Raw genomic sequence first — 17,524 nt, forward strand, 5'->3', positions numbered from 1 at the left:
GTCACGAAGAAACTGATGTGACAATTGTTTGCAGCAACGAATGCTTTCGACTAGATCGATGAATGAAATGCAGCCACTCAGTTTTCAAGGCAATGCCGTGGCTGAACGCTATGCACCAGATGTGGGCGCCCAACCCTGCTGGCTCAGTTTTTCCACCGCCATGTCGGCGAACATCGAAACGGCCAGCGGACGCTGCTGGCGGCTGGGGTAGACAACGCTCAGGCCGCGGCCGGCCCGCGTGTACCCGGGCAGCACCCGCACCAGCCTGCCGGCGGCGATTTCGGGGGCCGTCAGGATCGAGGGCAGCGCGGCAATGCCCAGGCCCGCGCATGCGGCCTGGCGCAGCACCGACTGCGTGTTGCTGTTGAAGCGCCCTTTCACGCGCACGTCCTTCTCCACGCCTTCCGCGTCCTGCAGGCGCCAGATGGCGTTGCCGCTCGCATCGGGCTGCACCACGCACTCGTGCTCGCCGAGGTCCTCCAGGGACATGGGCACGCCATGCGCCGCCAGATATGCCGGGCTGGCGGTCAGTTCGCCATAGCTCGCGAAGATGCGCCGGGCCACATAGCAGGAGTCCTGCAGCGGGCCGCCGCGGAATGCGATGTCGATGCGATCGGCAATCAGGTCGACCAGCAGATCGCTGAGCACGAAGTCCAGGCGCACCTGGGGATGCTCGGCCAGGAACGTGTCCACCCATTCCATCTGGAAGAAATCGAAGAAGCTGGTCGGCGCGGTCACGCGCACCGTGCCGGACGGCTCCGAGTTGTCCGCCACGTGCAGTTGACCGGCTTCGATGAGCTCCTCGACCGCCGGGCCGCATCGCTCGTGGAAGGACTCACCTGCGCTCGTCAGCGTGAGCTTGCGGGTCGAGCGCTGCATCAACCGCGTGCCCAGCCGCGCCTCGAGTTGCTGGATGCGCCGGCTCACCGTGGCGGAAGGCACGCTCAAGCGTCGTGCCGCCTCGGCGAAGCTGCCGCTGCGAGCCACCTGCACAAACATCGCCACTTCATTCAGATCGAGCATGGGATTCTTCCTGTTGTTGTTGCCAGGTTCGAGCCGGCCTTTTTTCGATACGTCTCCAACTTTCCTGAGGGCTTGGGAAGCACCAATCAGGGGCATTCGCGGCGCATCAAAGGGATGCCGGGCGGTTCATTTGAGGTACGTCCCTCACGCAACACGCTGAACGGGAGCTGACATCCCCGGAGGGCTGATGTACTTTGCGAAAAAGCTCGCCGTTCGCAGCAAATTGCCGCAGCATGTCGTCTGTTGCCTGTTATAGAAACATAACGATCATTTGACCTAATCAATTACCGGCAGCTTCATTACGAGCCCTTATCCACATGCGAGCCCTTCCCGATACGACAGCACTGGGCGCACCGCGCGCACTGGACGACCTCTTGCTCTACCGCTTGTGGAACGCCACGCGCTCAAGCAGGGCCATGGCAACGCGCATCGTGGAGGGGGGCTTCGGCATCACGCACCGGGAATGGGGAATGATCGGCATGCTCGCGCAGGTCGGAGAGATCAGGCCCTCGGCGCTCGCCGAGCAGCTGCAGCTCGACCGCGTGCGCACATCGCGGGGCCTGCGAAGCCTCTTCGAGAAGCGCCTGATCGAACGGCGTCAGAACGCCGATGACGGCCGCGAAGTCCACGTGCAATTGAGCGACGCAGGCCAGCAACTCTTCGAAGAATTGTTCCCGCGCATTGCCGGCCTCAACGTCGACCTTCTCGAAGGCCTCGATGCCGAACACCACCATATCCTTCTCCAGTGCCTGTACCAGCTCGAGTCGCGCGGCAACGCATTGAATGCACAGCGCGCAGTGCCGGAGAAAGCCGATCGTCGCGCGGGTGGCACGCGCCACCACTGGTCCAGGCAGGTCGACATCTGCCTGATCTAGCCTGCTGCCGCACGAACAGCTGATCGCTGCTTCAAGGCGCAGCTTCCCCGGAGCGGACGACGCAAAAGCTGGATGGCCGCTTCTGCGTTCGGTACTCGGCATCCGTGCCTATTGCGCTGAACTATTGCGCTGAACTATTGCGCTGAAAACTGAGTGGCTGATTTCCATTTTCATCGCTAGTGGAAAGTACACACTTCTCCAAACAATCGATGCTCACGTTCCTGTGCGACACATGCGAGCCGTCCCTCATGTCCCCTCTTTCCGCGCATCTGCTGCGCGCCACGTTGATTCCCGCTTCTTTCGCACTGACGGCATTGGCTGCATTGCCGGTACACGCCGCCGTCGACACGATGAGCAAGATCCGCGAAACACGCACGATCGTGCTCGGTGTTCGCGAAGCAGCAGCGCCGTTTTCCTTCGTCAATGCACAGAAGCAACCCGTGGGCTATTCGGTGGACCTGTGCATGAACGCTGTCGAGGAGATCAGGCGCGAGCTCAAGCTGCCCGACATCAAGGTTCAGTACAAGCCCGTGTCCGGCCCCGACCGCATTCCCAAGCTGCTTTCCGGTGAGATCGACCTCGAGTGCGGCTCGACCACCAACACGATGGCACGCCAGGAAAAGGTGGACTTCAGCTACACCTTCTTCGTCGCGGGGATGCGCGTGCTGACGAGCCAGAACCTTCATGTGGACACGGTGAAGGATCTGCAGAAGCAGCCGGTCGCGCTGACCAAGGGCACGACGTCGGAGAAGCTTTTCAGGCAACTCGCCGAGGGTGAACTGCGCGACGCGAAGTTCACCACCTACGACAACAACGTCGAAGCCTTCAAGGCCCTGAAGGAAGGCAAGGTGCGCGCGTTCGCGCAGGACGATTCGCTCCTGCAAGGCCTCGTGTCGAACGACAAGACGATCGATACGCTCAGCCTGAGCAGGCTCGCGCTGTCGGTCGAGCCGTACGCCGTGATGGCGCGCAAGGGCGACACCGCATTGCTGGCCGCTGTCGACCGCAGCCTCGCGCAGCTGTATTCGAGTGGCGAGATCAACAAGCTCTACGACAAGTGGTTCAACACCAGCACGCTCACCATCAAGATGGGACGCCTCACACGCGACAGCTTTGTCCGGCCGAACAAGCAGCCCGGCGTTGCGATGGTGCTCGGCCATTCGATCTGAGCGGGAGTGAGTGGGCGGCAGCCCGATGACTCTTCGGGTCCGGCACCGGCTGACATTTCACGGCGCGTCGCAAGTGCCATGTGCCGCGAAACGTCAGCGGCAAGACATGCCTTGTCAGCCCGGGCGTTCTTCTTGCACCGTTTCGCCTTAAAGGCGCGCGATCGATGAGGACGAAACGCACGGCGCGCATGTTGCGGTCCACACGCATCACACATTCTTCTTCGCAATGGATTCATTCGACAACGAAAACACCGCGCCCTTGGACCGTCGCATCTTTTGCCTCAGCGCGATCAGCCTTGCCACTCTGGGCGCGACAGCTTGCGGTGGTGGTAGTGGAGGCAGCGGCTTTGTCGGCGGTGGCATCGCTGCGGGACCGGGGGTACCGACTGCGGTCGCGCCGGCTCCTCCCACAGCAGTCGATCCTTCCGGCGATCCGAGCGCTCCCGCGGTGGCTCCGCCCCCTCCTTCACCCCCTCAGGCACGCAAGTTCGTCCACCCCGGCCTTCTTCACACGGAGAGCGATTTCGAGCGCATGCGCCAGAAGGTCCAGGAGCAGGCGCAACCGTGGCTCTCCGGCTGGAATGCATTGACAGGCAACGGCCGCGCGCAGCTCGGTGCGAAGCCGCGTCCGCTGGCCACGGTGATTCGGGGGGACGTCCCGGGCCAGAACTTCGCGCAGTTCTACATCGACGTCGCGCGCGCCTACCAACTCGCGCTGCGCTGGAAGGTCTCGCAGGACACGCGCTATGCCGACCTTGCGGTGGTCTTCCTGAACGAATGGTCCTCCACGCTCAAGGAGGTCACGGGCAATGCGGACCGCTTTCTCGCGGCGGGCATCTACGGCTACGAGTTCGCGAACGCGGCCGAGATCATGCGCACCTACCCAGGCTGGGCGCCGGCCGATTTCGCGCGCTTCCAGACCATGATGCTGGACATCTTCTATCCGCTCAACAACCAGTTCCTCACCATCCACAACGGCACCCAGTACAGCAGCTACTGGGCCAACTGGGACCAATGCAGCATGGCCTCGATCTTGGCCATCGGCGTGCTCTGCGACCGGCCGGACATCTACGACGAGGCGATCAGCTACTACAAGGCCGGCCAGGGCAACGGCGCGGGCCTGCAGGCGGTCTACTACGTGCATCCCGGCTACCTCGGCCAATGGCAGGAAAGCGGGCGCGACCAGGGCCACTGCACGCTGGGCATCGGCCTTGCGGGCGCCTTCTGCGAGATGGCGTGGAACCAGGGCGACGACATCTACGGCTACGAGAACAACCGCTTCCTGGCGGGCGCCGAGTACGTGGCGAAGACCAATCTTCGCGATGGCACCGGCGCCTTCTACACGATGCCCTACTTCACCAACGTCAACAAGCAAGGCAAGCAGGCCGAGCTGTCGACGGGAGCCCAGGGCCATCGGCGAGGCATCTGGGAAAGCGTGCACAACCACTATGCCAATCGCCTGGGCATCGCGACGCCCTACACCGCCCTGCAAGCCATCCAGATGCGCCCCGAGGGAGACGGCGGCAAAGGCGACGAACTGGGCTTCGGCACGCTGACCTTCACGCGCGATCCGCTGCCGACAGCCGGGCGCCCCAGCGGGTTGACCGCGCGCTTGCGCGGCACGCAGGTTGTGCTGTCATGGTGGGGCTGCACCGGTGCGCAGAGCTACTCGGTGCGCCGCGCGGAGCGGGCCGGCGGCCCCTACAGCGTGATCGCATCGGGCATCACCGACACGCTCACGTTCAACGACACCGCGCTCAGCGCGACCGGCGCGACCGGCGCGACCGACGTCTACCACTACGTGATCGTCGCGGCCACCGCCTCGGGCGACAGCGCGCCGTCCACCGAAGCGCGGGTGTCCGTGGCGCCCGAGCTGCTGCTGCAGTGGAAGCCCGATGGCGGCGCGCGCACGCCTGTCCGCCTGCCGACGGGTCTTGCGAAGAACGCCGCCGACTTCACGGTCTCGGTCCGGGTCTTCCTGGACAGCGCCGCAACGTGGGCCCGCGTGTTCGACTTCGGCTCCGGCACGCGCCGCTACATGATGCTCACGGTCCGCAATGGCGGCGGTGTGGTCCGCTACGGGATCTCCACGGTCCACGGCTTCAACGAGGAGGGGATCGACGGCACGTCGGCGCTTGCCACCGGACGCTGGGTGCATGTCGCGGTCACCCTGTCGGGCACGCTCGGGACGCTGTACGTGGACGGCGTCGTCGACGGCACCAATGCACAGATGACGCTCACGCCCGCCGACCTGGGCGAGACGACGCAGAACTGGCTCGGCCATTCGCAGTTTGCCAAAGACCCCGATCTGCAGGGACGCGTGGACGACCTGCGCTTCTACAGCGGCGCACTCGGCGCGACAGAGATTGCCGCACTGGCGAAGGCCTGAGAAGGAAGGTGTGAACGAACCGCCCACGGAATGCAGGCGCTTCGTTCAGGCCCGGTAACGCGGCCACCGGTGGCGCGTGCCGCCCGCACTGCGACTGGCGCTTTCCGGCACCGCGCCCTTCGCGTTCAATTCGGCTGCACGCAGCTCGATCCGGCTCAGGCATTGAAGAAATATGCCGGCCTGCGCGTCGTCGATGCCGGCCACGAGCTCGGCATCGAGGCGCGCGATGCGCGGAAACAGGTCATCGAAGAGCTGCTGCCCTTGAGGGCTCAGGCGCACATGCACGCCGCGGCCGTCCTCGGCGTCGCGCCGCCGCTCCACCAGTCCCTTCTGGGAGAGGCTGCCCAGGCCGCGCGAGGTGCGCACACGGTCCCACTGCAGATGTTCGGCAAAGGCCGAAGGGGTCGCCTCGCCGATCTGCCTGAGCGCGGCGATCAGCTCCCATTCGCGATGCGTGATGCCGAAGCCCTCGTCGGCAATGCGCGTCGCCATGCCGACGACGGCGCGTATGGCGCACGGCAGCCTGAACAGGAAGAGATCACCCAGGGAACCGGGGGCGGGCGCCCCACCCGCATCGGAGAAAGCTGGCATACGAATCAGAGAGTGGAGGTGCCAGGTCACCGAAATGAGTGCCCGGTAGGAAGCGCCGGATCGCACCGGCTTCCCGACTTGCGCCGCATGGCCCTGGCGGCTCATGCATGCGGGGCCAACGATACGCATCGGTGCGGCCGGGATAAACGTCGCGCTGCGCAATTGCTTATCCCGGAATCCGGAACAAAGGGCTGTCGATGGATCGATTGAGTGCCATGCAGGCCTTCGTGGCGGTGGTGGAGGCCGGCAGCTTCGTGGGTGCAGCCGACGCACTGGGAATTTCGAAGACGTCGGTCTCGCGCCTGATCGTCGACCTGGAGTCGCACCTGGGCACGCGGCTCCTGCAAAGAACCACCCGCCGGGTGCGCACGACGGAAGCGGGAGAGCGCTTTTTTGCGCGGGCGAGCCTGCTGTTGTCCGACCTGGAGGAAGCAGAGTCCGAAGTCACGTGGCGCACGCTCACGCCGCACGGCGTGCTGCGCGTGAGCGTTCCACTGTCGTTCGGGCCGCGCTACCTCGCGCCGCTTCTTCCCCTGTATCGAAACCAGTATCCCGACGTCGAACTCGAGGTTTCCTCGACCGATCACCTGGTCGATCTGGTGGACGACGGTTTCGACCTCGCCATCCGTGGCGCCTGGCAGCACGGAGAGACTTATGTGGCACGGCACCTGGCGCCGCTGCGAATCGTGATCTGCGCGTCGCCGGGCTACGTGGCCATGCATGGCGCGCCGCCGACGCCCGATGCATTGGCCGCGCACAACTGCCTGACCAAGATCTCCGGTGCCGTCTCCGAAACATGGACCTTCTCTCGCACCGGCGACACCGTCGCCGTTCCGGTGCGGGGCAGCATGCGCGCGGACAGCGACGACATCCTGCTGACGGCGGCGCTGGCGGGCGAAGGCATCGTCGCAATGCCGACCTTCATGGCCGGCGACGACATTGCGAAGGGCGACCTGGTGCCGCTGCTGCTCGATTGGCAGTACCCGCCGGCGACCCTCATGGCCGTCTATCCGACCCGGCGCTATCTGTCGGCCAAGGTCCGCACCTTCGTGGAGTTCATGCAGAAGGCTTTCGCGGGCGACCCGGCCTGGGATCGGTGGATGGACATGTTCCCCGAGGCGCGGAAAGACCACGACGCCCCTGGAGCCGCCCTCCCGCCAGGAGGCTGAAGGCCCTCAGGCCACCTGCTTCGGACGATAGCCCGCGAGCTCGTGCTTGGCGATCGCGTTGCGGTGCACTTCGTCCGGGCCGTCGGCCATCCGCAGGTGGCGGGCGTAGGCCCAGAAATTCACCAGCAGCGTGTCCTGGCTCAGGCCCATGGCGCCGAAGGCCTGCATCGCATCGTCGATCACCTGGATGCAGTTGTTGGGCGCGATCACCTTGATCATCGCGATCTCCTTGGCCGCCACCTTGTTGCCCACGGTGTCCATGCGCCAGGCCGCGTGCAGCACCATCCAGCGCGTCTGGTCGATCAGCATCCGGCTCTTTGCAATGCGCTCGCGCCACACGCCCTGCTCGGCCAGCGGCTTGCCGAAAGCCACGCGCGAGACGACGCGCTCGCACATCATCTCCAGCGCCGACTCGGCCATGCCGATCATGCGCATGCAGTGGTGGATGCGCCCGGGACCGAGGCGCCCCTGCGCGATCTCGAAGCCGCGGCCCTCGCCCAGCAGGATGTTGTCCACCGGCACGCGCACGTTCTCGAACAGCACCTCCGGATGGCCGAAGGGCGCGTCGTAGTGATTGACCAGCGCCATGTCGCGCAGCACGGTGATGCCGGGCGTGTCGGCGGGCACGATGATCATCGACTGCTGGCGGTGGCGATCGGCGTTGTCGAGGTCGGTCTTGCCCATCAGGATGAAGAGCTTGCAGCGCTCGTTCATCGCGCCGGTGATGTACCACTTGCGGCCGTTGATGACGTACTCGTCGCCCTCGCGCCGGATGCTGCACGAGATGTTCGTGGCGTCAGACGATGCGACCGCGGGCTCGGTCATCGCGAACGCGGAACGGATCTGCCCATCTAGCAGCGGCTGCAGCCAACGCGCCTTCTGCGCGGCCGAGCCGTAGCGCTCGATCACCTCGGTGTTGCCCGTGTCCGGCGCGCTGCAGTTGAAGGCCTCGGCGCTCCAGTAGCGCCGGCCCATGATCTCGCACAGGGGTGCGTATTCGAGGTTCGTGAGCCCGGCGCCGTGCGCGGTCTCGGGCAGAAACAGGTTCCACAGGCCGGCTGCCCGGGCCTTCTCCTTGAGCTCTTCCAGCAGCGGCAGGCCGGTGTAGAAGCCGCCATTTTTCTGCGCGTTCAGGTAGGACTGGTGCGCCTCCTCCGCCTGGCGCTTTTCGTTCGGGTAGATGTGCGCGTCCATGAAGGCGACGAGGCGCGTGCGCAGTTCCTGGACCTTGGGCGTGTAGGCGAATTCCATGCGGATGTCTTCCGGGTTGGGGGTGATGGGTCGGGGAACGGTTGCGCCATGGTGCCCGGCCCGGGCCCGTCCGTCTGTCTCCTGCATGACGGCGCGCGCCTCGCGCATGCACGCATCGACACCCGCGACCTGGTCTTTGAATTCAGCTAAGAGGCCGAGCGGCCATGCCGGATCGCCTCTCAACGCCTCAGGGCTTGATCGTCCATTGCAACGCGGCCAACAGGTTGCTGTGGTCGTCGGTCCACGTCGCGACGCCGGTGGCATCGATGGCCTCGCCGCGCTCGCGGACGACCGGGTCTTGCAGGAAGCGACCGTCGTTCGTCAGCAGCACGTACTCCGAGGCGTGCTCCAGCGTCGGGTTGCCGGGCGCAGGCTTGAAACCGATGCGCACCCCCTGCATGCCCACGTCTTCGGCCAGGCGCTTGACCACCGGCGCGAGGGCGAGGTGCCGGTTGCTGATGTGGAACGCGATCACGCCCGTGGGCAGCAGGTGCCGGCGATAGAGCGCCATCGCCTCGCGCGTCATCAGGTGCATGGGAATCGCATCGCCCGAGAAGGCGTCGACCACGATCACGTCGAAGCGCTGCGAGCCGTGCGCCTCGAGCTCCTGCTGCATCAGAAGGCGCGCATCGCCCTGTGCGATCTCGACCGTCGCGGCCGAGTCGGCGAGGTAGGTGAAGTGCGAGCGCGCCGCCGCCGTCACGCGCGGATTGATCTCGTAGAAGCGGAACGTATCGCCGCTGCGCCCGAAGGCCGCGAGCGTACCCACGCCCAGGCCGATCACGCCCACGCGCTGCGATGCACCGCGGTTCGTGAGCAGCGCGAGCCCCGCTCCGGATTCCGGCCCGTAGTAGGTGCTCGGCAGGCGCCGCTGCACCGCGCCCTGCAATTGCTCGCCGTGCGAGATGACGCCGTGCATCAGCCGGCGCGACGCGGTCGGCGCGCCCGGAATGCCGAACTGCTCCACGCGCAGCGCGCCGTAGAAGTTGCGCACGCGCAGCATCGTGCGGTTGTCGGCTTCGCGCACGCTGGCGATCGAGAGCCAGGCCACGATCGCCGACACCAGCACACCCGCCAGCCCCGCGCCCGCCGCCCATGAACGCGCACGCCATGCGGTGTAGAGCACCGCCAAACAGGCCAGCGCGGCGATCGAGGCGTAGAAGACATTCGTCGACACCGCGACCGCGTCCATGCGCAGGAACGCGGCAAAACCCACCACCACGGCGAGCGCGAACCCGAACCACACCCACTGCTGGCGCCCGCGCACCAGCCACAGCAGGATCAACCCCGGTGCCGCCAGGCTCGCCGGCAGCTCCCAGTACCCGTTGAAGAAATGCGGCGCGACCACGCCCGCGAAGATGCCGCCCAGCGCGCCGCCGAGCGACAGCAAAAGGTAGAAGCGCGTAAGCCGAGCGGGGCCGGGCCGCGCCCGCGCGAGTTCGCCGTTCGAGACCATGCAGATCGCGAACAGCCCAGCGCAGAAGAGCCCGATGGCCGCGGGAATCGGCAGCGAGCGCTGCGGCGTGTTGAGGTACCAGCCCATCACCGGCGCCAGCACCAGCACCGCGGGCCAGAAGAGCCAGCGCCGATACCAGAAGTCGCTGTCGAAGCACAGCACGAAGCTCAGCAGGTAGAGCGCGAGCGGCACGATCCACAGCATCGGCACCGAGGCGATGTCCTGCGTGATGAAGGCCGACACCGCGAGCAGCGCCACCGTGCCGAGTGCGGAGAGCATGAGCCACAGGGCCTGGTCCGCCCATGAAAGCGGCGATGCCGGCACCGCGGCAGGTGCGTGGATGGCGGCCGCCACCGGCGACGGCTTCGCCCTCGCCACCGCGAGCACCGACACGATCGCCAGCACCGCGAACAGCCCGAAGCCAGCGGACCATGCGATGGCCTGCGCACGCAGCGCGAATACCGGCTCCAGCACGAAGGGATAAACCACAAGAGCGAACAGCGCCGCGAGGTTCGACAACGCGAACAGCCGGTAGACCTTCGCCTGCCGCGGCGCATCGCCGGCATGCAGCCGCGCGACCCAGCTCTGCACCAGCGGCCCGGTGGTGCACACCGCAAGATACGGCAGCCCGATGGTGGCGGCCAGCACGGCGAGCACGCCCGTCGCCGGGTCGCCCTGGCCGGTCGGCTTCCACGCCGCATCGGGAATCACCGGCAGCATCGCGCAGGCCGCAAGCAGCAACAGCGCATGCACGATGGCCTGCGTGCGCAGCGGCCGGCGCGAAAGCCAGTCGGCATAGAAATACCCGACGAGCAGCACGACCTGAAAGAACACCAGGCACAGCGTCCACACCGCGGCCGAGCCGCCGAACCAGGGCAGGATCTGCCGCGCGATCAGCGGCTGCACCAGGAAGAGCAGGAACGCCGAGACGAAGATCGTCGATGCGCAGTGGGCAAGCGCGCCGGAGCCTTCTCCCGCCCTTCTCGTCTCCGCCATCAAGACCCTGCCTGGTTCGGGTTGGGCACCTTGTCCAGCTGCTCCCTGACCGCGTCGCCCCAGAGCGCCGGACAGAAGGAATTGCCGTCGCCCACCTTGTCGGCCAGCGCGTCGACGCCGCGCGCCAGCAACTGCGTGGCCCACTCGGTGCTGCTGTTGCGCACGAAGGCGTAGACGTTGGTCATCAGGTCACCGGGCGCCTCCAGCACGTTGTTGCCGACGTTGGCGCTCCACGCCGGGTCCCACTGCGACTCGATGCTGCGGTCGCCCGTCGGGCCGAACGAATAGAACGGGTGCCAGTACATCGGCGACTCCATGCCCACCACGCCCTCGGCCACCAGCGGGATCTTGCCGTTGGCGATGTAGTAGGCGTCGAGCTGGTTGAGGCGGAAGTCGGTGCCCGGTGCCGCCGCACCGTCGGTGGACAACAGCCGATACCAGGCCTCGCCCACGTATTTGTAGCCCTCCAGCGCCAGGAGGATGATCTTGTTGGCCACCGGAATGCCCAGCCGGTAGCCGTAGTGCACCCGCAGGTGCAGCACGCTCGATTCGCCCAGCGTCTTGTTCGAGGTGGTGCCGCGCAGCTCGGCATCGGGCGGCAGCGGGTCGTTGATGCCCGCGGCGCTGCCCATGGCCTTGGCCTTGTATTCGTAGGGCAGGGGCTTCCGGTAGCGCATGGTGTCGTTGGGGATCTGCAGGATCCAGCGGTTCTCGCCGAAGTTCTCGATGAAGGCCCAGTCGATGAAGGTGGTCTGCGTGGGGTTCAGGTATTCGATGCAGGCCGAATCGATCAGGTCCTTGTTGGTGGCGACCCAGCCCTTGAACATGCCGCCGACGCTCGGGTCGGCCACGTTCAGCGGCATCATTCCCTTGACCAGCCCCTGCCACACGCTGCCGCGGGTGAGCGCGTTGGTGGTGAGCTCCAGCGCCGCGCTGTTGAGCTTGCCCAGCCCCGGCGCCGCGCTGCCGATGCGAAAGACGAAGGGCAGCGGCATGCCGTTGTTGAGCGAACCCGCGCGCGCCGCCTCGTGCGCCGCATATTCGAGCGTGAGCCGCGCGCGGTAGATGAGGCCGAACTGCACCACGCACATCACGAACAGGATCAGCACCGGCAGCGCGATCACGGTCTCGGTCATCGAGATGCCGCGCTGATGCCGCCGATGCCTGTGCCGCTCGGAGCAGCGCGATGAATGAAGGGTGCGATGCATGTCGTTCTCCCGGGGCCGCCTACCAACCCGACAACTTGAGGCCCGGCATCAGCGCCAGGTGGCGTGCCTGGCCGGCGTTCAGCTCGAGCACCCTGGCCGCGCCGGGGCACCAGGCCATGCGCATCGGCTTCAGGCGCTCGACGATGCGAACGATCTGGCCGCTGCGGTCCAGGAAGACGACGTCGATCGGATAGCGCATGCCCACCGTGTGCACCGAGCTGCATCGCGCGATGAGCAGGCCTTCGCTCGCGGCCAGCCGCGGCCGCCCGAGCAGCCCGCGCGTGCGGTCCCAGCCGCGCTCGGCCACGCGCACGGGACCGAAGGGCTGGGCCTGGGGAGAGCGGAGGGAGACGATGCGCATGGTGGTTCCGGAAGCTTCCTGGCGTCCTAGCGTTGGGTCTGGAGAAACTGCATCACCAGCGGAAAGAAGATGATGATGAAAGTGACCGGGAAGATGAAGATCACCAGCGGGCCGATCATCTTCACGGGCGCCTCCATCGCGAGTTTCTCGGCGTGCTGGAAGCGCTCGGTGCGGCGCTGGTCGGAGATTGCCGAGAGCGTGTCCGCCAGGCTCGCACCGAGCGACTCGGCCTGCGTGAGGTTCGACACCAGGCTCTTGATGTGCTTGTTGTCCAGGCGCTCGGCCATGGCGTTGAGCGCGTCCATGCGGCTCACGCCGGTGCGCATCTCGCGCATCATGCGGTCGAACTCGATGCCCAGTGCGCCGCCCGGCCCCTTCTGCACCGCCTGCGCGATCGCGCCGGTCAAGCTCAGGCCCGCCTGGCAGCACAGCGTGATCATGTCCAGGTAGCCTGGCAGCGTGCGCAGGATGTTCTTCTCGCGCTTCTTGCGACGGTCGCGCATCCACATCACGGGGTAGTACCAGCCCATCGCGCACGACATCAGCGTGACCCACACCTTGGTGCCCGCCATCGCGCCGAGGAGGCCCGCCGTCCAGAGGCCGAGCGCGGCCACGACAACCAGCGACACCACCTGCACCGCGATGAACTCCTCGGCCTTCAGCACGAACTCCAGCCCCGCGAGCTGCAACTGGCGCTTGCGCTTGACGAGCATCGAGGTAGGCGCGATCTCCGACACATGGAACTGCAGGATGTTCACCACCGGCCACACCAGCCGCAGCATGCGCGGCAGCGGGTCCATGTGGGTCCGCTCCGAAGGCTTGGCCTTGCGGATCAGCGAGATCATGTAGAGCAGCAGGATCACGCCCACGGTCGCGCACAGGAAGATGATGGCCAGGAGGATCAGCGAGCGCATGGCGATCTCAGATGTCGATGGCCACGATCTTGCGGATCATCGCGTAGCCCAGGAACAGCATCACGCCGATCACGAACAGCACGGCCCAGCCGATCTTGGTGGAGAACAGCAATCCCATGGTGGGCTGCATCAGGTAGAGCACGCCCATCAGCAGCAGCGGAAAGAGCGTCATCACCAGACCCTGGATGCGGCCCTGCGCGGTGAGCGCCTGGATGCGGCCTTCGAGAATGGCCTTCCTGCGCAGCGTCTCGGCCAGCACCTGCAGCGGCTCCGACAGATTGCCGCCCACTTCCTTGGAGACGCGCAGCGCCACCACCACCAGCACGAAGTCGGGAATGCCCAGGCGCTGCGACATCTTCTGGATCGCATCGTCGAAGCTCACGCCCAGGCGCTGCTCCTTGAGGACGAGGCCGAACTCCTGGCCGAGCGGCCCCTGCTGGTCGCGCACCAGCACCTGCACCGCGACCGACAAAGCGCTGCCAGCGCGCAGCGCGCTGGCAATGAAGAGCAGCGCATCGGGCAGTTCCGATTCGATCTGCTGCCTGCGCTTCTTTCGCTGCCATGCGAACCAGCGCGCGGGCAGCAGGTACAGCACCGTCGCCGCCACCAGGCCACCGAGCGGATTGCCCGAAATGAGCCAGCCGATCGCCCCGCAGAGCGCCACCAGGAACGCATGGCCCGAGGCGAACGCCACCGCATGCTGCGCCTGGAATTCGGAGAGGTTCAGCGTGCGCCGGCCGCTCGCCTGCAGCTTCGACATCACCTTGCCGGCCAGCTCGGGCGAGCGCTTCATCAGCAGGTAGCCGCACAGCATGATGAAGCCCATGCCGCAGAGCACCGATGCAATGAGAAACGCCGCTTTCATGCCTCGGCCGCGCCGAACAGGAATTCGAGGTCCAGCTTCAGGCCGTGCTCCTGCAGGCGCGTGAAGAAGTCGGGCACCGTGCCGGCCGCCGCGAAATGCCCGACCGTCTTGAACTCGGCGTCCACGCCGGTCTTCCGGAAGACGTACACGTCCTGCATCTGGATCATGCCGTCGGCAAAGCCCGTGATCTCGGTGATCTGCGTGACCTTGCGGCTGCCGCACGGAAAGCGCGTGAGCTGCACGATCAGATCGACAGCCGAAGCAATCTGCTCGCGAATCGCCGCCACGGGGATGTTCATGCCGGCCATGGTCACCAGCACTTCCAGCCGCGACATCGCATCGCGCGGCGAGTTGCTGTGCAGCGTGGTGAGCGAGCCGTCGTGGCCGGTGTTCATGGCCTGAAGCATGTCGAGCGCCTCGCCGCCGCGGCACTCGCCCACCACGATGCGGTCGGGCCGCATCCGCAGCGAGTTGCGCACCAGGTCGCGGATCGCGATGGCGCCCTTGCCTTCGATGTTGGGCGGCCGCGATTCGAGCGACACAAGGTTGGGCTGCCCGAGCGAGAGTTCGGCCGCATCCTCGATGGTCACGATGCGTTCGTTGGCCGGGATGAAGTTCGACACCATGTTCAGCAGCGTCGTCTTGCCGGTGCCCGTGCCGCCCGAGACGATGATGTTGAGCTTCTCCTCCACCGCGATGCGCATGAACTCCACCATCTGCGGCGTGATCGAGCGGGTGCGGATCATGCCCTCGTGGCCCATGCGGTTCTTCGGAAACTTCCGGATCGTGACGCTCGGCCCGCGCAGCGCGAGCGGCGGAATGATCGCGTTCACGCGCGAGCCGTCTTTCAGGCGCGCATCCACCATCGGCGAGCTCTCGTCGATGCGTCGGCCGAGAGGCGTCACGATGCGCTCGATGGCCCCCAGCACCGCGATGTTGCTGGTGAAGGCGACGTTGGTGCGTTCCAGCCGCCCGGAGCGCTCGACCCAGATCTCGTCGAAGCGGTTGACCATCACTTCGGAGACGCTTTCGTCCTTGAGCAGCACCTCCAGCGGACCGAGGCCGATGGCTTCGTCCAGCAACTGCTGGCTCAGCAGCGTGCGGTCGATGTCGGCCGGCAGCTCGCGCGAGTCGCGAATGATCTCGCTGATCAGCGCGCGCACGTTCGAGCGCAGCTCCTCGTCTTTCATCTGCGCGGTGTCGATGCGGCGGTTGTCCAACTGCTCCAGCAGCGTGCGGTGCAGCGCGCGGCGCCAGTGCAGCAGCGGGTCTTCGATGGCGAGCGCGGTTTCGGCGAGCTGTGCCGCCTCGGCCGCGTCCTGCTGGCCGGCACTGGCCGGCCGCAGCGCCACGTCGAGCGACACCACCAGCGTATGGCCGCCGATGATGATTTCCTCGCCGCCCTTCATCGGGCCGAAGCGCGTCACCCGGTTGCCGTCCACCCAGGTGCCGAAGAGGCTGCCGTGGTCCTGCACGAACACCTCTTCGTCGTGCACCACGAACTGGGCGTGCAGCTTCGCGACGTTCCAGCCCGACAGCACGATGTGGCTCGCCGTGTCCTTGCCGATCTGGACCTCGGGGATGTCGAGCGCGACCTCGCGCACGGCCTGCTGGGGCGAATTGACGAAGACCTTGTGCATGACGGCGGGTTCTCAGGGAGCGACCGGCTGGCCGGGCGTGCCGGCGGGAATGCCGCCCATGTCGAACGCGGGCAACCGCGCACGCGCGCCGCGGGGGTCCGACTTGTCCTCGGTCAGCGTGCCGAAGTTGCTGCCGACGTCCTGCTCGATCTGGCGCGCGCGCTCGACGCGCGGCTGGCTCCAGGCCGCATCCACCACGCGCGGCGTGATGAACACCACCACTTCCTGCTCCTTGTCGATGTCCTTGTCGGCACGGAAGGCGCGGCCGATCACCGGCGTGTTGCGCAAGCCCGGCAGGCCATCGCTGGCGCGCGAGGATTCGCGGCTCAACAGGCCCGACAGCACGATGGTCTCTCCCGTCTTCACGTTGAACTCGGTGTCGGTGCGGCGGATCAGCAAGCCCGGAATGCCCTGCACCGCCACGCTGGGGTCGATGCTGCTCACCTCGGTGAGGATGCTGCCCGAGATGTTCCCCTCGCCATCGGCAATCGGCTTGATGTTCAGGCGCACGCCATAGGGCTTGAACTCGACCGATCCCGCCCCTTGCGTGCTGAGCGCAGGCAGCGGAATTTCGCCGCCGGCCAGGTATTTGGCCTCGCCGCCGCTGCGCGTGGAGAGGTTGGGCGAGGCGAGCAGGAAGGCATTGCCGCGCTGCACCTGCAGGTTGATCTGCGAGCCGAGGGTGAGGCCGATGCCCAGGTAGGCCTGCGGCGTGCGGCGGTTCTGGCTGAGCAGCGCCGTGCCCTGCGGCGTGGAGGTGTTGAAGGCCGAGCCGTCGGGCAGGACGCGGTAGCTGCCGCTGGAGGCGATGTCCGAGAACAGGCCGAAGTTGAATCCGTCGCCCGAGGTCTGCCAGCGCACACCCAGGTCGTCCAGCGCGTTCTTGCTGAATTCGACGATGCGCACCTGGATGTCGACCATGCGGTCCACGCGGATGCGGTCCGCCGTGGCCAGCGACACCACCGCGGGAGCGTAGAGCTGCGCCACTGTATTGAGGCGCTCGACCGCCGCCGGATCGAGGCTGTTGCCGTCCATGATGATGCGTTCGCCGACGCGGCGGATGTTCACGCCCGAGATGCCGCGCGTGATCTCGCGCAGCTCGCCCGCGATGCGGTCCAGGTCCACCACGTTCACCCGCACCTTGACCTTGCGGATGCCGCCGCTCTTGTCCCAGACATGCAGCGTGCTGTCGCCCCCATCCTGCGCGGTGATGAGCATGTTCGCGCCGTCGAGCACGCGGGCTTCCATCACCTTGCCGTTGCCGATCGCCACGCGGGCCACGCCCGGCATCTTGACCAGCACCATCTGGCCGACATAGAGCGTGAGCGAATCCGGCAGCCGCTGCATCACCGTGGCGCGCGCGGCGATGCGCTGCAGCTCGGCCTCGTCCACTGCCTGCGGTGGTGGCGTCGTGGGGCGGATGCCCGGCGACCGCTCGGTGCCGCGGGATGCCGACGCGGGGCCCGGCGGCGCCGTCGCCGCACCGCGGCCGGTGCCCACGGACGAGGCGGCGTCGACGCCGTCGCCGCCTCGTCCGGCACGCGGCTCCTGGGCCGCGGCATCCAAAACAAGGCACAGCATCGCGGCTGCCAAAACATATCGCTCGGGATTCATCGG

The 17,524-nt window shown here is 66.6% G+C and carries 14 protein-coding genes; 4 read left to right on the forward strand and 10 right to left on the reverse strand.

The genetic code is table 11. From position 1 onward, the window contains the following. Positions 1–108: 108 nt before the first annotated feature. Positions 109–1,023, reverse strand: a complete 915-nt coding sequence (locus tag VARPA_RS24530; RefSeq protein WP_013543286.1) for a LysR family transcriptional regulator — start codon at positions 1,021–1,023, stop codon at positions 109–111. A gap of 317 nt (positions 1,024–1,340) precedes the next feature. On the opposite strand from VARPA_RS24530, the gene VARPA_RS24535 reads away from it, so the two are divergent. From VARPA_RS24535 to VARPA_RS24545, 3 genes are all read left to right on the forward strand, one after another. Beyond that, positions 1,341–1,898 (forward strand): MarR family winged helix-turn-helix transcriptional regulator, encoded by a 558-nt coding sequence (locus VARPA_RS24535; protein ID WP_013543287.1) that lies wholly within the window; start codon positions 1,341–1,343, stop codon positions 1,896–1,898. 248 nt (positions 1,899–2,146) lie between these two features. Further along, complete coding sequence (locus tag VARPA_RS24540; protein ID WP_144299032.1) at positions 2,147–3,067, forward strand: amino acid ABC transporter substrate-binding protein; 921 nt, start codon at positions 2,147–2,149, stop codon at positions 3,065–3,067. Between the two features lie 532 nt (positions 3,068–3,599). Next, positions 3,600–5,456: a LamG-like jellyroll fold domain-containing protein gene (locus VARPA_RS24545; RefSeq protein ID WP_234974834.1), complete on the forward strand. Its 1,857-nt coding sequence runs from the start codon at positions 3,600–3,602 to the stop codon at positions 5,454–5,456. A 45-nt stretch (positions 5,457–5,501) separates the two neighbouring features. Here VARPA_RS24545 and VARPA_RS24550 read toward each other — a convergent pair whose 3' ends face one another. Beyond that, a complete protein-coding gene (locus tag VARPA_RS24550; protein ID WP_013543290.1) occupies positions 5,502–6,152 on the reverse strand; it encodes a MarR family winged helix-turn-helix transcriptional regulator in 651 nt (216 codons plus the stop codon). 92 nt (positions 6,153–6,244) lie between these two features. Here VARPA_RS24550 and VARPA_RS24555 point away from each other — a divergent pair, with 92 nt between their 5' ends. Continuing rightward, positions 6,245–7,216 carry a LysR family transcriptional regulator gene (locus tag VARPA_RS24555; RefSeq protein WP_013543291.1) on the forward strand — a complete coding sequence of 324 codons (972 nt, stop codon included), beginning with the start codon at positions 6,245–6,247 and terminating at the stop codon, positions 7,214–7,216. Between the two features lie 6 nt (positions 7,217–7,222). Here VARPA_RS24555 and VARPA_RS24560 read toward each other — a convergent pair whose 3' ends face one another. From VARPA_RS24560 to VARPA_RS24600, 8 genes are all read right to left on the reverse strand, one after another. Then, positions 7,223–8,467: an acyl-CoA dehydrogenase family protein gene (locus tag VARPA_RS24560; RefSeq protein WP_041943033.1), complete on the reverse strand. Its 1,245-nt coding sequence runs from the start codon at positions 8,465–8,467 to the stop codon at positions 7,223–7,225. A gap of 187 nt (positions 8,468–8,654) precedes the next feature. Next, entirely contained in the window at positions 8,655–10,919 is a 2,265-nt protein-coding gene (locus VARPA_RS30295) for a fused MFS/spermidine synthase (RefSeq protein ID WP_013543293.1), read from the reverse strand. Then, the gene (locus VARPA_RS24575) at positions 10,919–12,127 is read right to left on the reverse strand and encodes a TadE family protein (RefSeq protein WP_013543294.1); all 1,209 of its coding nucleotides are present in this window, start codon (positions 12,125–12,127) and stop codon (positions 10,919–10,921) included. Before VARPA_RS24575 ends, VARPA_RS30295 begins: the two co-directional genes overlap by 1 nt. 19 nt (positions 12,128–12,146) lie before the next feature. Further along, the gene (locus VARPA_RS24580) at positions 12,147–12,488 is read right to left on the reverse strand and encodes a DUF192 domain-containing protein (protein ID WP_013543295.1); all 342 of its coding nucleotides are present in this window, start codon (positions 12,486–12,488) and stop codon (positions 12,147–12,149) included. Between the two features lie 26 nt (positions 12,489–12,514). Next, on the reverse strand, positions 12,515–13,402 hold the full coding sequence (locus VARPA_RS24585; RefSeq protein WP_013543296.1) for a type II secretion system F family protein: 888 nt from the start codon (positions 13,400–13,402) through the stop codon (positions 12,515–12,517). A gap of 7 nt (positions 13,403–13,409) precedes the next feature. Beyond that, a complete protein-coding gene (locus VARPA_RS24590; protein WP_013543297.1) occupies positions 13,410–14,267 on the reverse strand; it encodes a type II secretion system F family protein in 858 nt (285 codons plus the stop codon). Beyond that, positions 14,264–15,907 carry an ATPase, T2SS/T4P/T4SS family gene (locus tag VARPA_RS24595; RefSeq protein WP_013543298.1) on the reverse strand — a complete coding sequence of 548 codons (1,644 nt, stop codon included), beginning with the start codon at positions 15,905–15,907 and terminating at the stop codon, positions 14,264–14,266. The genes VARPA_RS24590 and VARPA_RS24595 overlap by 4 nt, the downstream gene beginning before the upstream one ends. A gap of 12 nt (positions 15,908–15,919) precedes the next feature. Then, complete coding sequence (locus VARPA_RS24600) at positions 15,920–17,521, reverse strand: type II and III secretion system protein family protein (protein ID WP_013543299.1); 1,602 nt, start codon at positions 17,519–17,521, stop codon at positions 15,920–15,922. Between the last annotated feature and the right edge of the window lie 3 nt (positions 17,522–17,524).

Source organism: Variovorax paradoxus EPS, from assembly GCF_000184745.1.
In the GTDB taxonomy this organism is placed as follows: Bacteria; Pseudomonadota; Gammaproteobacteria; order Burkholderiales; family Burkholderiaceae_C; genus Variovorax; species Variovorax paradoxus_C.

What these genes read in the sequence shown, in the direction of transcription:
- VARPA_RS24530 (WP_013543286.1), bottom strand. Translation starts at nt 1,023, where the DNA reads ATGCTCGATCTGAATGAAGTGGCGATGTTTGTGCAGGTGGCTCGCAGC.
- VARPA_RS24535 (WP_013543287.1), top strand. Translation starts at nt 1,341, where the DNA reads ATGCGAGCCCTTCCCGATACGACAGCACTGGGCGCACCGCGCGCACTG.
- VARPA_RS24540 (WP_144299032.1), top strand. Translation starts at nt 2,147, where the DNA reads ATGTCCCCTCTTTCCGCGCATCTGCTGCGCGCCACGTTGATTCCCGCT.
- VARPA_RS24545 (WP_234974834.1), top strand. Translation starts at nt 3,600, where the DNA reads ATGCGCCAGAAGGTCCAGGAGCAGGCGCAACCGTGGCTCTCCGGCTGG.
- VARPA_RS24550 (WP_013543290.1), bottom strand. Translation starts at nt 6,152, where the DNA reads ATGAGCCGCCAGGGCCATGCGGCGCAAGTCGGGAAGCCGGTGCGATCC.
- VARPA_RS24555 (WP_013543291.1), top strand. Translation starts at nt 6,245, where the DNA reads ATGGATCGATTGAGTGCCATGCAGGCCTTCGTGGCGGTGGTGGAGGCC.
- VARPA_RS24560 (WP_041943033.1), bottom strand. Translation starts at nt 8,467, where the DNA reads ATGGAATTCGCCTACACGCCCAAGGTCCAGGAACTGCGCACGCGCCTC.
- VARPA_RS30295 (WP_013543293.1), bottom strand. Translation starts at nt 10,919, where the DNA reads ATGGCGGAGACGAGAAGGGCGGGAGAAGGCTCCGGCGCGCTTGCCCAC.
- VARPA_RS24575 (WP_013543294.1), bottom strand. Translation starts at nt 12,127, where the DNA reads ATGCATCGCACCCTTCATTCATCGCGCTGCTCCGAGCGGCACAGGCAT.
- VARPA_RS24580 (WP_013543295.1), bottom strand. Translation starts at nt 12,488, where the DNA reads ATGCGCATCGTCTCCCTCCGCTCTCCCCAGGCCCAGCCCTTCGGTCCC.
- VARPA_RS24585 (WP_013543296.1), bottom strand. Translation starts at nt 13,402, where the DNA reads ATGCGCTCGCTGATCCTCCTGGCCATCATCTTCCTGTGCGCGACCGTG.
- VARPA_RS24590 (WP_013543297.1), bottom strand. Translation starts at nt 14,267, where the DNA reads ATGAAAGCGGCGTTTCTCATTGCATCGGTGCTCTGCGGCATGGGCTTC.
- VARPA_RS24595 (WP_013543298.1), bottom strand. Translation starts at nt 15,907, where the DNA reads ATGCACAAGGTCTTCGTCAATTCGCCCCAGCAGGCCGTGCGCGAGGTC.
- VARPA_RS24600 (WP_013543299.1), bottom strand. Translation starts at nt 17,521, where the DNA reads ATGAATCCCGAGCGATATGTTTTGGCAGCCGCGATGCTGTGCCTTGTT.